Below are 13307 nucleotides of genomic sequence, written 5' to 3' on the forward strand. Positions count from 1 at the left end.
TGGATACACCCATCAGGCAGACTAGTGCCTTTGCGGCAGCGGGAAAAATTTGCACATGCTCAAGACACTGGCGGTGGCCAACTACCGCTCGATCAACAAACTGGTGATCCCCCTGGGCCGGCTGAACCTGATCACCGGCCCCAACGGCAGTGGCAAATCCAATCTGTATCGTGCCCTGCGCCTGTTGGCGGAGACCGCCCAGGGTGGCGTGGTCAACGCCCTGGCCCGCGAAGGCGGGCTGGACTCGACCTTCTGGGCCGGGCCGGAAGTGATCAGCCGGCGTATGCGCAACGGCGAGGTGCCCATCGGAGCTACGGTGCGGCTCAGCACGAAACGCCTGCGCCTGGGTTTTGCCGGGGAAGATTTCAGCTATTCGATTTCCCTCGGCCTGCCGGAACCGAGTTTGTCCGCGTTTTCGCTGGACCCTGAAATCAAGCGCGAATGCATCTGGGCCGGCCCGGTGTTTCGTCCCGCCAGCCTGCTGGTGGATCGCAACGGGCCCATGATCCGTGCCCGGGACGGTCGCACCTGGGACGTCCTGGCTCAGTACACGCCCACCTTTGACAGTTTGTTCGACCAGGTCGGCAGCCTGCGCACCTCACCGGAGGTGCTGCAGATGCGCGAGTCCATTCGTCGCTGGCGCTTCTATGACCACTTTCGCAGCGACGCCGACGCCCCGGCGCGCCAGCCGCAACTGGGCACCCGCACGCCGGTGCTGCACCACGACGGGCGTGACCTGGCCGCTGCCCTGCAAACCATTCTTGAGATCGGCGACGATCAAGCCTTGCACTCGTCCATCAGCGACGCATTCCCCGGTGCCCGGCTGCATGTCGAGAAACTGCAAGGCGGGCGTTTCGGCATCGAGTTTCATCAGCATGGCTTGCTGCGCCCGCTGTCGGCCGCCGAACTTTCCGACGGGACCCTGCGCTATCTGCTGCTGATAGCCGCACTGCTCACCCCGCGCCCACCCTCGCTGATGGTGCTCAACGAACCGGAAACCAGCCTGCACCCGGACCTGTTGCCGGCCCTGGCGCGGTTGATCATCCGCGCTTCAGCGCACTGTCAGGTCTGGGTGGTCTCCCATGCCCGGCGCTTGATCACCGCCTTGCAGCAGGACAACGACTGCAATTGCATCGTGCTGGAGAAAGATCTGGGCCAGACCGGGATCGTCGGCCAGGGAATACTGGATGCGCCGGCCTGGAGCTGGCCGGATTGATCGACGGTATTTGCAGGGGCCAAGTAAGAAGGCTATTTTTCCACTGGCTGTAGGACGGGTCTATTTCTCGACGGACCTCTCCAAGGAACCGCAGCTTATGGCCAGACTGCCTGGCCCCCATCACAAGGAAGATCACAATGGCTGACGTGAAAGCCCCGCAACACCTCGACCCACGCGACATCGTCAAACTGCTCGTGGCCCTGCGCCGCGCATTGAAAAAACCGCCTGCATAGCTACATCGATCAAGACGGGTTCTGAGCGTCGGCACAAAAAAAACGCCGACGCTGGCAAAGCCGTCGGCGTTGAAACTTAAAATCCCTGCTGTTCGATCAGAACGCCGGCAGTACCGCGCCGCTGTATTTCTTCTCGATAAATGCCTTCACTTCCGGGCTGGTCAGGGCCTTGGCCAGTTTCTGCATGGCCGGGCTGTCCTTGTTGTCCGGGCGGGCCACCAGGAAGTTCACGTACGGCGAATCCGAACCTTCGATCACCAGCGCATCCTTGGCCGGGTTAAGACCCGCTTCCAGGGCGTAGTTGGTGTTGATCATGTCCAGGTCGACCTGATCCAGCACACGCGGCAGCATGGCCGATTCCAGCTCCTTGAACTGAAAGTTTTTCGGGTTCTTGGCGATGTCCTTGGGCGTGGCCAGGGCGTTTTTCGGGTCCTTGAGCTCGATCAGGCCCGCCTTCTGCAACAGGATCAGGGCGCGACCACTGTTGCTGCCTTCGTTGGGGATGGCGATGGTCGCGCCGTCCTTGAGTTCGGCCAGGCTTTTGACTTTCTTCGAGTAACCACCGAACGGTTCCACATGCACGCCGATCACGGTCACCAGATCGGTGCCTTTGCCTTCGTTGAAGCTCTTGAGATACGGCAGGGTCTGGAAGTAGTTGGCGTCCAGGCGCTTCTGATCAACCTGTACGTTGGGTTGAACGTAGTCGGTGAACACCTTGATTTGCAGGTCCACGCCTTCTTTGGCCAGGGCCGGCTTGATCAGCTCAAGGATTTCAGCGTGGGGCACCGGGGTGGCCGCCACGACGAGTTTCTCCGCCGCCTGGGCCAGACCCGAGGTCAGGGCTGCTGCCAACGCGGTGAATAACAGAACCTTTTTCATGCAGTGTCCTTATCGAAGATCACCGTCGTCATGGACCACGGTCAAACAATGGAAGTGCCAGCGAAGTGCTATCGCTGGCGTGATGTGGACGATACCGATATTTTTTATGCCTTAACAATATCTTTTATTGAGGTACTTATACCCAAAATCCATAAATGAGCAGGCGTAATTTCCTCGTCAGGCAAATCGGATATCGGCGCTTCGCTTCCTGACGTCACCATAGATTTCGTCCTGTGCCTGCCCAAGCGACTGGCTGCCGAAAAAATCGTCCGCGCGCTGGAGATACTCTTTGGCTTTTTCGATGTACCGATCTCTATCGATCGTGTACCTGACGCCGTCAACCGGATATTTGACATAACCGACCACATCCTTGGCTGTCAGTACATTCCTCAGGTCGTTTTGCACAGCGATGAAGTTACGCCGACCGCCTTCAGGAACCAGACGGCTCGCGGCCTTGGCATATTCACCAACACGTACCGCACGCAAGGCATTGCCACGATTCACTGTCACGGTATCACCGAGTGCCTCGACGGTTTTCTGCAACGCCACGCTTGTGCCTTTGCCCAATACCTTGCCCGCCAGGGAAGCCCCGCCGGACACAACACCCAGCGCAATACTGGTGTAACTGAGAATCTGCGTGGCGACGGCATCCGGGGCTGCCTCCGTCAACACCACCGATGCAATCGATGCCGCGCCTGACACCACTTCCAGCGTCAACGCCGTCGCGGCCGAAAATGACACCCCGACCAAAGGTGCGGATGCGCCAAGGGTCGCAAGGGTCAATGCGACGGAAGCCACAGCAAAAGCAGCCGTAAGACCTATCTTGACCCAACCCCAGGCAGAAATATGGCCTGTCGGATCGCTGAGATTGATCGGGTCTCCCAGACAATAGGCATAAGGATTGAGGCCACCGCCATCGAACGGGCTCCAACTGTCGGGCCGGTGGAATCGCATCAGTACCGGATCGTAAGCCCGGTAGCCATTACCCAGCAGGTAACATCCCGTCACGGGGTCCAGCGGCTCGCCATTGAAACCGAACAGGCTACCCAACCCGTCGGACACCGGGCGTTGTCCATAGGGTGAATAAGCCTGCGTGGTGGTGTCTGCACCGGAAAGTGCCTGCAGGACGTTGCCATAAGCGTCGGTGCAAAACAGCGCCGTCTCCTGGCCTTGCAACAGGGCCAGCAACTGCCGCCCTTCGCGCACGATGCTGCGCCTCTCGTCCCCTGCGACTTCGCTGCACAACTGCTCTTGATGGTGGAAACGCCGGTATGCCTTCTCCCCCGTCAGCTCAAAGGCATGGAGCCAATCCGAGGCGTCATACCGATAGCGGGCCAACGTCGATCTGGAGTCCGCCGACGTCACGCTTTCCAGGCGGCCCAACTCGTCATACAGCAGCCTGCGCCCTTGCCCATCGTTGAGCAGATTGCCGTCCGCGTCATAACTGAAGGTTGTATTGCCCGCCACATAGTCGGGATGACTGTGGATGACGGCACTGAGTTGCGTTTTGTCAGCCAGGTCATACCGATAGTTCGCAATGTTCTCGCCACCTACGAAACGGGTGGTGACCTGACGAATGTTATCGAGATAGTCGTAAGTGAAATCCTGGGAAACGATAACTTTTCCCTGCGTATCCACGGGCGCCTGCTCACCCTTGCAGGCGTAACGCTCCAAGCGGCCACGCAGATCATAGGTGAACGATTCCAGGCGCAGGAGAACGTTCCCGACCTTGAGCGTGCGCTGGCTGAGCTTATCGCCGGGGCCGAACGACTGGGCCAACTCCAGGACGTCTTTTTCCTGGGAGGAGGAACGTCGAAGAACCTCGCGGCCAAACTCGTCGTACACCAGGTCGGTGACCATCGACAGGCCCGATTGAGCGTCGGTGACGGTGATACAACTGAGGTGCTCTTGAGCGTTGTACGAGTAGGCGACGCAGACTCGGCCTTGGGTGATGCCCGACAACCGTCCTGTCTCGTCATAAAGACAGGTGCGATCCGCGCCGTTGACGTCTGTATGGCAAATCGGCTTTCCCATCAACGAGTGGGTTTGCGAACTTTCGAACCGGTCGAGCGCAGTTACCCATTTTTCCTGCTTGAGCCGACCGGACGCAGAATATTCCATGCGTCGCTGCACCAGCGCGTTGGCCGACTCCTGGAGCAGGCCGGTGCGCGGATCAAAACGATGCCTTGTCGAAACCGGCGCCTGGCTGCCTGCGCGCTCGGTGACACAATCATCGAGCAACGGATCAAGGGTGAACCGCAGGACTTTGCCGGCCGCAGTGATCCTCTGTGAAGCGTTCCTGCTGGAGCCTTCATAGACCAATCGTTCAGTGCGACCACCTGAGCGATTGAGCGTAATACGCATCAGCCCATCGTAGGTTCGGCTACCCACCACGTAGTCATTGGCGCTGATTTGCGTGGGATGGTCACCCTGGCTGTGTACCGCGTACTGCTTCTTGATGACCGTACCGTCGGGCAAAACCGTACTCAGGACCCTCCCCGCCAGATCGTAGCTGAAGCGAGTCACCGCCCCGTCAGAAGCCCTTTGCCTGATGCACCGTCCCAGCCCATCGTATTCGTAGGCGGTGACCTCTCGAACAACGCCTGACAGGTCCACCCGTTCGATGCGCGACGGTTTGCCAAAAACGTTCGTGAACGTACGCGTCTTGCCGGCGCCTTCCATCCACTGTGTGCGAGTGAGCGCTACCGGGTCGACCTCATCATGCACGATCACCTGTCCACGGCGACGGACGCGGCTCTGATGTCCCCACGGGTCATACTCGTACAGGGTCTTCAGTGATTTCGCCTGGCCCTCGAACCAGTCGGTTTCTTCATCCGCCTTCAGGCGCCCGAGGCTGTCGTATTCGGCCTGATAGATCAGGCGCATGGGCGCGCCAGGCATATCGACATCCTGCTTCTGGACGCTGATGGTGCGGCCGACGCCGTCACTGCGGGTCGCTGTCTGGACACCCCGCGAATCCGTGACGATGACCGTGACAAACGGATCTTCGGGTGTGAACGGTTGATAGGTGAATTGACGCGACGCTGCGCTGTCGGTGCCTGGCATCACCGTTTCACGAATCAGTTGCCCCAGCGAATCGTATTTCATGCTGACGCTGCTGCCCCCGGATTCACGGGTCTTGATCAGCCAGTCACACTCGTCATGCCAGCTCTGTCGCAAGTGCCTCACGCCTTCGGCGCTAAAGGTCTGGTCGGTGCGGACATGCCCGTTTTCACGCTGGTAGGCATAATGGTATTCAGTCCGCACACCGCCTACCGTTTCAACTTTGCTTTGCAGCCTCGCATGGAAGACGTCATTGACGTCATTGACGTACTTTAATCGACAGTCCACCCGTGGCTCGCTGACGCCGTCTTCGTACAGTGTTTCACTGGCCAGCTGCACACAACGGCCGCCACCGGGACGTAACGAAGGCAGCTCAGCGTAGGTGTAACGGACCACCGTTGTAGGCGCGGCAGCGAAGTCAGGGGAAGCGAAAATGGACTTCTGTTTGAGCAAGGACGGCACGCCCAATGGACTGGCAGGGCAGTCAGCATCCCCTTGTGCGGGGAAGTATTCATAGACTTCACGCACTCCGCTCGGACTGGTCTTTTCCAGCAGATTCCCATGTTCATCATAGGACGTGCGGGTGACCTCGCTTCTGATTCTACTGCGCCCCGCATCCGCGGCATCGCTGCTGTCAAAGAAGCTGTCGCGCACCACGCGTTGCATCTGGAACTGTGGGGGCTGATCCTCGAAAGCCCTATTGGGGACATCGTGGTATTCGATCTCCCGCAGTTGCATCTTGCCGCCACTGATCGTTCTTTGCGAAATCATCGAATGAAAGCGGTTGTAGGTACGCGTGACGCGAGACGCCTCACGCTGACCACCTTCATCAAGGGCAATCTGTATCTGGGTGCAAGCGTACTCGTACTGCCCGCTCAAGCCATAAAGCACATCACTGTCAGCGGTCCAGAGCGCGCGCGAATCGAACCCGAGAAAGTTTCTGCGCGAGTATTCATATTTGCTCATCATGGCCGGCTGCCCCCCGCCGGGGGACATGACCGACTGGACGACAACCGGCAACGAAGAGACCGGCGCCCCCGTAGGCAAGCGATGTCCCTCAGGCCTGTAACTGAGCGTTTCCTGCGCGCCGCTTGGCTGTTGGACGTTGGTCATCAGCAAAAAACCATTGATTCGCCGATAACCAAAGGACCACATCAACTGATTATTTTCGGCCGTGACCAGAATGATGCGCTGGAGTAGTTCATTGTTGAGCGCGAACCGGTATTGGAGTCTTTTTGAAGGCATATCCGGCCACAAGGTAATGGTCGGTGGCGTTCCTCCGTTCTGGGCATAGTCGATACTCAACAGGCGGTGATGTTGGTGATAAACCTCCGTCAGACGTCGCTGTCCAGAGATGAGCCTGTAGGCATAGCGCGTTTGCTTGCCATTGGGGCAATACGCATGCGTCAGCAGCCACTCCTCAGCCGTTGCAGAGGGGCGCGAGAGTATTTCGGTCCGCCCATCTATGTGCTCAATGACAAGTTCATCGCCTTGCACCGTAACGTTCAGGTTATCGAGCTTTTTATCCTTGACCGCGGCCTGGCCTTCGCTGACCAGAAGCTGATAGGTCACGCCGTTCGACAGTGTCAGCTTGCGTCGGCGTTGCTCATAGCTGCAGGTGCGCAGGGACCAGCCGATGCCTAAACCCATGTTTTGATTATTGAAGGAATCATATGAAAGGGTAAGCGGCACCTTCGACCCGCCGGCTGCGTCAGTGGGCGCTGCATCCAGCGCCACGCTGCAACTATAACTACCGGTACGAGGATCAACACCCGAGCGAATGAAACTATCAAACCTGAAGGCAGCCGAAGTTAACTGCTCTTTGAATGGAACTGAGCGACTCATCTATTCTTCCTTGAACATGGTTTCTGATTTACCGGGCGACCCAGACCGCCAACGTCTCTTCAGTTATCCCGACGCGCAGTTGATGGAAATTTCCAAATACATCACGCATTTCCAGTGCAGCGCTGTTTCTATTCTCTCGGACCCACACCGGCCCACCCTTTTTTCCGAACGCCAGAACGAATGCAACCACGCCCTTTTCGCTTAAATTCCTTCCTACCGCATCCGGCCGCTCCCAACTCAAATAGGCTGACGTTCGTATTGCGCGGCCATCGCCATAGCCCACCACGTAATAACCCGAGTATCGATTGTCCGAGCTTCCTATCTGAAGATGCGTCCTCATATAAAAGTCCGCCACAAATTCCATTCGCTGCTGGTCAACGATCAACTCCAGGACAAAACCCTCGACTTTCGCGATATCAGGCGATTGGCTGGAATAGTAGGCGGGGATGGTGCGAACAGAGTACTGCTCACTTCGGTAAACAGCGGGCGCCAGTGGAATCAATACCAGAGAGCCAAACTCGCTGGCCTTGGAAGATAGAAATTTTTTGCCATCGGCCCGCGTGATGCACAGCTGTAAATCTATCGGTGTGTCGGAACGGGTCGTGACATAAAAATCTTTGGTGTAAACAAACTCACCCGACGGCACCGAGCCTTGGATAGGGCCATTCGGAGGAAGCTGGCGAAAACGGCTGTCCTCCCGCTCGGTGTACCTCCAGTCTTTGATGTCTTCGCGGTGCCGGTCTTTGGTCAATGCCAATCCGGTCAATGCATCGACCAGAACAATGGAGTCCAGCTCGGACTGGCTTAGAGCGACACTGCCCCAGAGCCAGTCTTCGACCTCGACAACCACTTTAACCTTCAATTGCTGATAACCGTTGCGGTACAACTGATTACCGCCCGAGACTGAAAAAATCTTAAAGGTTTTCAGGTCCGACCATGTCGCCACGCCAGGTTCATTATTCTTAAGTTCCATTTTCAAATCCTTAGTCCGTTACTTGATTGATAAGTGGCAGCCTTCCAGTTTGGTCGCCACATTGCTTGCGCCATTTAATTAACCATCACTACGGCGCCACCAATCAAGATCAAAACCCAGACAAATTATTTGAATGACAACTTATAACTGGCCGCAAAATGAAACAGCCCCGACATTTACGGGATCCGCGCAACAACAACGCCGACAATATAAAAATCATCAGCGCTCAAATGATTCAGTAACATTATTGACGCAGGCATCAGATCCCGGCGATCCATGTCTTTAATCGCTCAAGTTGTTGCCGGTCACCTTGCCTGATCAACTCAAGAACCATTTGCTCAATCACCGTTGCGGGTGTCGGTTGATGCGGTAAATTGAGATGTTCTGGCAATATTTGATCGCCGGTGCTCACCAGCAACGCAAAATGAATGACGTTCTCCAACTCGCGGGTATTGCCCGGCCAGTCGTGCCGTTCCAGCGCGTGCTGCGCGGCTTCGCTGATCAGCGGCACCGCCAGGCCGAGGCGCTGGCTGTAGATGCCCAGGAAGTACTCGGCCAGGGACAGGATATCGCCCACCCGCTCGCGCAAAGCCGGCAACTCGAGTTGACCTTCACTGAGATAGTCATAGAGCCGTTGGTGGAATTTACCGGCTGCCACTGCTTGCGCCAGATCGATGCTGGTGGCCGCAACCAGGCGCACATCCACAGGGCTGGGCTGGTGGGCGCCGACGCGGATGACTTCGTGGTTCTCCAGAGCCGCCAACAATTTTAGCTGGATCGGCAGCGGTAAATCGCCGATCTCATCCAGATAAAGGGTGCCGCCATTGGCCGAGCCGAACCAGCCGGCGCGGCTACTGGCCGAGCCGTTGTGGCTGCCGACGGCATAACCGAACAATTCGGCGTCGGCGTAAGTCGGGCTGATCGCAGCGCAATTGACCGAAACGAACAGCCCACCGCGAGCGCTTTCACGATGCAGGTAACGGGCAAGCAACTCCTTGCCCGTACCGGTTTGGCCGCGAATCAGTACCGCGATCGAGCGCGGCGCCAGTTGCTCCAATGCGTGGCGTAGTTGCCGCGAACGCGGGTCGACGAACACCAACGCCTTGGCGCGAATGCTCAGGGGGCTTTTTTGTGCGTCGGGAAACGTCAGCAACGGCTGACCCAGTGTTTCATGCAAGCTCATGGCAGACTCCCGCCCCAACCGCCGGGAGACGGGAGGGCAAAAAAATTCAGGCGCGACGCAGGGCGTGGTGCTCCATGCGGGTTTGCAGACGATAGAGATAGGCGAACCCCTGCTCCCAACGCTGATGGCCAGACTTGACATTGATATGCCCCGCCCCGGCCAAAATCCCGGCCTCGGCGCCCCAATGACGCGCCAGTTCAAGCGCGCGCTCAACGCTTACGGCGGGGTCATTGTCGGAACTGACCACCTGGCTCGCAAATGGCAGCAGATCGGTGGGAATCGGCGCGAAATTGCGCAACGCAGGCGCGCAGGCCGGCCGTTCGACATCCGCCGGCGCCACCAGTAACGCCCCGCGCACCTGCTGCAGAAACTGCACCGGCGCGCTGGCCGCCCAATGGGCAACCGTGATGCAACCCAGGCTATGGGCAATGAGGATCACCGGCCTGCTGTCGGCGGCAATGGCTTCGGCCAGCGCCGCCACCCAGTCTTCACGCCGAGGGGTCAACCAGTCGGCCTGCTCGACCCGGGCACTGTTGGGCAGGCTGTTCTGCCAATGGGTTTGCCAGTGGTTTTGCGGCGATCCTTGCCAGCCCGGCACAATCAGGTAGCGAATCGATTCGTTGCGCATGGGTGCTCTCCCGCGTGTCTGTTGCAGGCGAGTATAGGGAGGTGAGCCAGATTGATTAAGGAATAAGAAGCTATTTATTAATAACAGCAAAGAATAATAACCTTTCTCTGTGGGAGCGGGCTTGCTCGCGAAAGCGCTGGGCCAGTTGTCGGTGATGCTGGCTGATATGACGCATTCGCGAGCAAGCCCGCTCCCACAGGTTCTGCTTCCGTGTCACTCGTTGCGTCCCTTGCGCAGCAACACATTCAACTGGTCCACCACTTCCGCCCAGTCCGCGTCCTCGAGGATTTCTTCACGCAGTAACTGCTGCTGGCTTGTGCTCCAGAAAAACGCGTCAGCCAAGTGCAGTTCAGGCTTGAGGGGTGAATGGGTCGTGATGAATTTGTCGATATCAACGGGGTCGTCAGACAGGCCCAATTGTTTGAACAGCGCGGGCAGGCTGTGGATCGGGGATTCCATGCGGGACTCCTGAGCATAGATCGGATGGCTGGGTTACTCCCCGCAGTCTAGCCTCTTGACGACCGCCAGACTGATCAAAATTCGATCAAACCACGCGTGAACTAGACTCTAGATAGAGTTCCCAATCACATCGCGGAGGATCCAGTGAACATTCGCTGTTTGATGGTCGCATTGCTGGCCATGAGCGGGCCCGCATTGGCGGCCGACGGACTCGCGCTACTGACGGCCAATCCCTTGGGTTTCTGGCTGATTGCCGCGGGCGTGGCCTTGCTGATCGCCGAGGCCGCCTTGCCCAACTACGGAGTCGCCGGGTTGGGCGGCATCATTCTGTGCGTCATTGGCGCGATCATCCTGACCAACGCCGATATACCGGTCCCACTGATGATCGTCCTGGGTCTGATCAGTGGCTTTTTGCTGATAGCCCTCCTGGTCCGCGCATTGAAAACCCGACCGCGCCAACCCGTCAGCGGCGATGCCGCGTTGTTGGGCAGCGTCACGGCGGTGACAGCGTTACAGGCCGGCAATAACCATCATGGCTGGATCCAGCTGGAAGGCGAACGCTGGCAGGTGACAAGCGCGATGCCGCTGCGGCCTGGCCAGGCCGTGCGGGTCATCGCACGCAAGGGTCTGCTACTGGAAGTGGCCGCCGCTGATTCACAAGGAGCCTGATATGGGTATGCAAATCGGTTTCACGATGCTGTTGTTGCTGTTGATAGCACTGGCGGCTTCAACGTTCCGGATCCTGCGCGAATACGAACGCGGGGTGGTTTTTCAGCTCGGCCGGTTCTGGCAGGTCAAAGGGCCCGGGCTGATCCTGCTGATTCCCGTGGTGCAGCAGATGATCCGCGTCGACTTGCGCACCATTGTCCTCGACGTACCGGCGCAGGACGTGATCACCCGCGACAACGTCTCGGTGAAGGTCAACGCGGTGTTGTACTTTCGCGTGCTCGATCCACAGAAGGCGATTATCCAGGTCGAAAACTTCCTCATGGCGACCAGCCAACTGGCCCAGACCACCTTGCGCGCCGTTCTCGGCAAACATGACCTGGACCAATTGCTGGCCGAGCGCGAGCAACTGAACAGCGACATCCAGCAAGTGCTGGACGCCCAGACCGACGCCTGGGGTATCAAAGTGGCCAACGTGGAAATCAAGCACGTGGATCTCAATGAATCGATGATCCGCGCCATCGCCCGGCAAGCCGAAGCAGAGCGGGAACGACGGGCCAAGGTGATCCACGCCGAAGGCGAGTTGCAAGCCTCGGAAAAACTCATGCAAGCCGCCGAAATGCTCGGTCGCCAGCCTGGCGCCATGCAACTGCGCTACATGCAGACACTGGGCTCCATTGCCGGGGACAAGACCTCCACCATCGTTTTTCCGCTGCCGATCGAGTTGCTCAAGGGGATGGCGGAGTTGTCGCCCAACAAGTCTTGATCAATTGCGCAGGGCATGGAATTCCAAGCGAGAGATCAAAAAATCGCAGCCTTGGTAGCTCCTACACCCACTTCTGTAGGAGCTACCGAAGACTGCGATCCTTTGATCTTTTCCCCCGCCAAACCCTCGGACATTTCCTTCAATACGCAGCGTTGTTCATGAACTAGGCAGCGATTTCGAGCGCCGCTAACCTTTGTCCGTCATCGCAAAAAACGGTGACACGGACGTGCAAGTCCGATCTAGGAACGCATTCGTTATGGCTATTCGCCGAGCATTTTTCTATGCTCGCCGACTGTTATGGCGGCTGCGCGTGGGAGACTTTCGGGTCTGCCGGGTTCCTGGACCGGTCTTGCACACCTACGTACAGCTGCCACCTTTTTCGAAGTGCAATCGATGGGTGTCGGCTCCACCTCCAGGGAAATCATTATGTTCAAAGCAACACCGAATCCGCCGCAAAGCGGCCAGAAATCCCGCGTCGAAAACCTCGAAGCCAAAAAACTAGACGAAGCCGCCACCCGCGCTCTCGATTACTACCTCAAGCCCCAACCCTCATCCCCACCTGAACCTGACAAAAACCAACTTTTCATCGTCTCCCCCCACATCGACACCGAAACCCTGCTCGCCAACGCCTCCGAAGACCTGCTCTCCATCAGCACCATCGCCGCCGACCTGGCAGACGATGTCGATGACTCACGCCGCTGCGTAGCCCTGGCGATCAGCCGCATGGCCGATGGGGTTCAGTTGTTGGTTGAACGGGCGTTGGATCATTTGGAAACAAAAGAAATGGCGGCGCCTGGGGCCAAGGGGTAGAGCTTTGCTTTGATGCAAACGGTGCCGACGCCATCGCGAGCAGGCTCGCTCCCACAATTGGATTGGAGTACGACCGCAAGAGCCAGGTCGGCTATAAGGCCGCCTCGCGAGCAAGCTTTGCTCCCACAGGTCCTGCTCAAACAAGTCTGATGGGTGTACACCCGCTAAAGCCAGGCCGGCTGTCAGGCCGCCTCGTTTCGGCTTTTGATCTAGGGGCCCCGTTAACCACGCTGGCCGAACGTAGGTATTGCGTAGTGGGCATCCCGGCATGGATGCCGGGATAGCCGCGCTGGGCCATGGATGGCCCTTCGCGGCGGGCCCACGGAGCAATGCCGGAGTGAGGGCACACCGAGCCTAAGCGAGGTGCCGAGTGGTGGGGCAAGACCTTTTGGTTACTTTTGGGGCGTTTGCCAAAAGTGACACGCCGTAAGGGCGGAACCGCCAGCAGCCACTACCGCAGCAACGGATATGTACCCAGTCAACCAAATCCTGGCCGGCTATCAGGCCGCCATCGCGAGCAGGCTCGCTCCCACAGTTTGATCGACGTACAACCGGGAGAGCCAGGCCGGCTGTCAGGCCGCCTCGC

The 13307-nt window shown here is 58.2% G+C and carries 10 protein-coding genes; 4 read left to right on the top strand and 6 right to left on the bottom strand.

Annotated features, from left to right (window positions below):
• The first annotated feature begins 55 nt into the window (after positions 1–55).
• On the top strand, positions 56–1216 hold the full coding sequence (locus CRX69_RS26035) for an AAA family ATPase (protein ID WP_107323106.1): 1161 nt from the start codon (positions 56–58) through the stop codon (positions 1214–1216).
• A gap of 329 nt (positions 1217–1545) precedes the next feature.
• On the opposite strand, the gene CRX69_RS26040 is transcribed toward CRX69_RS26035, so the two are convergent.
• The 6 genes from CRX69_RS26040 to CRX69_RS26065 all read right to left on the bottom strand — a co-directional run bounded on the left by CRX69_RS26040 (position 1546) and on the right by CRX69_RS26065 (position 10479).
• Positions 1546–2328: a MetQ/NlpA family ABC transporter substrate-binding protein gene (locus tag CRX69_RS26040; protein ID WP_047226803.1), complete on the bottom strand. Its 783-nt coding sequence runs from the start codon at positions 2326–2328 to the stop codon at positions 1546–1548.
• Positions 2329–2505: 177 nt separating this feature from the next.
• The gene (locus tag CRX69_RS26045; protein WP_107323107.1) at positions 2506–7236 is read right to left on the bottom strand and encodes an RHS repeat domain-containing protein; all 4731 of its coding nucleotides are present in this window, start codon (positions 7234–7236) and stop codon (positions 2506–2508) included.
• Between the two features lie 28 nt (positions 7237–7264).
• Positions 7265–8209, bottom strand: coding sequence for a hypothetical protein (locus CRX69_RS26050; RefSeq protein ID WP_107323108.1), 945 nt, complete (start codon positions 8207–8209; stop codon positions 7265–7267).
• A 259-nt stretch (positions 8210–8468) separates the two neighbouring features.
• The gene (locus tag CRX69_RS26055) at positions 8469–9392 is read right to left on the bottom strand and encodes a sigma 54-interacting transcriptional regulator (RefSeq protein WP_076383250.1); all 924 of its coding nucleotides are present in this window, start codon (positions 9390–9392) and stop codon (positions 8469–8471) included.
• 46 nt (positions 9393–9438) lie between these two features.
• On the bottom strand, positions 9439–10020 hold the full coding sequence (locus CRX69_RS26060) for an alpha/beta hydrolase (protein ID WP_047226799.1): 582 nt from the start codon (positions 10018–10020) through the stop codon (positions 9439–9441).
• A 213-nt stretch (positions 10021–10233) separates the two neighbouring features.
• The gene (locus CRX69_RS26065; RefSeq protein WP_076383248.1) at positions 10234–10479 is read right to left on the bottom strand and encodes a DUF2789 domain-containing protein; all 246 of its coding nucleotides are present in this window, start codon (positions 10477–10479) and stop codon (positions 10234–10236) included.
• 144 nt (positions 10480–10623) lie between these two features.
• On the opposite strand from CRX69_RS26065, the gene CRX69_RS26070 reads away from it, so the two are divergent.
• The 3 genes from CRX69_RS26070 to CRX69_RS26080 all read left to right on the top strand — a co-directional run bounded on the left by CRX69_RS26070 (position 10624) and on the right by CRX69_RS26080 (position 12721).
• Positions 10624–11148 carry an NfeD family protein gene (locus CRX69_RS26070; RefSeq protein WP_047226797.1) on the top strand — a complete coding sequence of 175 codons (525 nt, stop codon included), beginning with the start codon at positions 10624–10626 and terminating at the stop codon, positions 11146–11148.
• 1 nt (position 11149) lies between these two features.
• Positions 11150–11911 (top strand): slipin family protein, encoded by a 762-nt coding sequence (locus CRX69_RS26075; RefSeq protein ID WP_047226796.1) that lies wholly within the window; start codon positions 11150–11152, stop codon positions 11909–11911.
• 426 nt (positions 11912–12337) lie between these two features.
• Entirely contained in the window at positions 12338–12721 is a 384-nt protein-coding gene (locus CRX69_RS26080) for a DUF6124 family protein (protein WP_107323109.1), read from the top strand.
• Positions 12722–13307 lie beyond the last annotated feature (586 nt).

Source organism: Pseudomonas rhizophila (assembly GCF_003033885.1).
GTDB classification, from domain to species: Bacteria; Pseudomonadota; Gammaproteobacteria; order Pseudomonadales; family Pseudomonadaceae; genus Aquipseudomonas; species Aquipseudomonas rhizophila.

Bases quoted from the DNA above. Each gene is read 5' to 3' on its own strand.
- CRX69_RS26040 (WP_047226803.1), bottom strand. From the start codon at position 2,328: ATGAAAAAGGTTCTGTTATTCACCGCGTTGGCAGCAGCCCTGACCTCG.
- CRX69_RS26065 (WP_076383248.1), bottom strand. From the start codon at position 10,479: ATGGAATCCCCGATCCACAGCCTGCCCGCGCTGTTCAAACAATTGGGC.
- CRX69_RS26045 (WP_107323107.1), bottom strand. From the start codon at position 7,236: ATGAGTCGCTCAGTTCCATTCAAAGAGCAGTTAACTTCGGCTGCCTTC.
- CRX69_RS26035 (WP_107323106.1), top strand. From the start codon at position 56: ATGCTCAAGACACTGGCGGTGGCCAACTACCGCTCGATCAACAAACTG.
- CRX69_RS26060 (WP_047226799.1), bottom strand. From the start codon at position 10,020: ATGCGCAACGAATCGATTCGCTACCTGATTGTGCCGGGCTGGCAAGGA.
- CRX69_RS26050 (WP_107323108.1), bottom strand. From the start codon at position 8,209: ATGGAACTTAAGAATAATGAACCTGGCGTGGCGACATGGTCGGACCTG.
- CRX69_RS26080 (WP_107323109.1), top strand. From the start codon at position 12,338: ATGTTCAAAGCAACACCGAATCCGCCGCAAAGCGGCCAGAAATCCCGC.
- CRX69_RS26075 (WP_047226796.1), top strand. From the start codon at position 11,150: ATGGGTATGCAAATCGGTTTCACGATGCTGTTGTTGCTGTTGATAGCA.
- CRX69_RS26055 (WP_076383250.1), bottom strand. From the start codon at position 9,392: ATGAGCTTGCATGAAACACTGGGTCAGCCGTTGCTGACGTTTCCCGAC.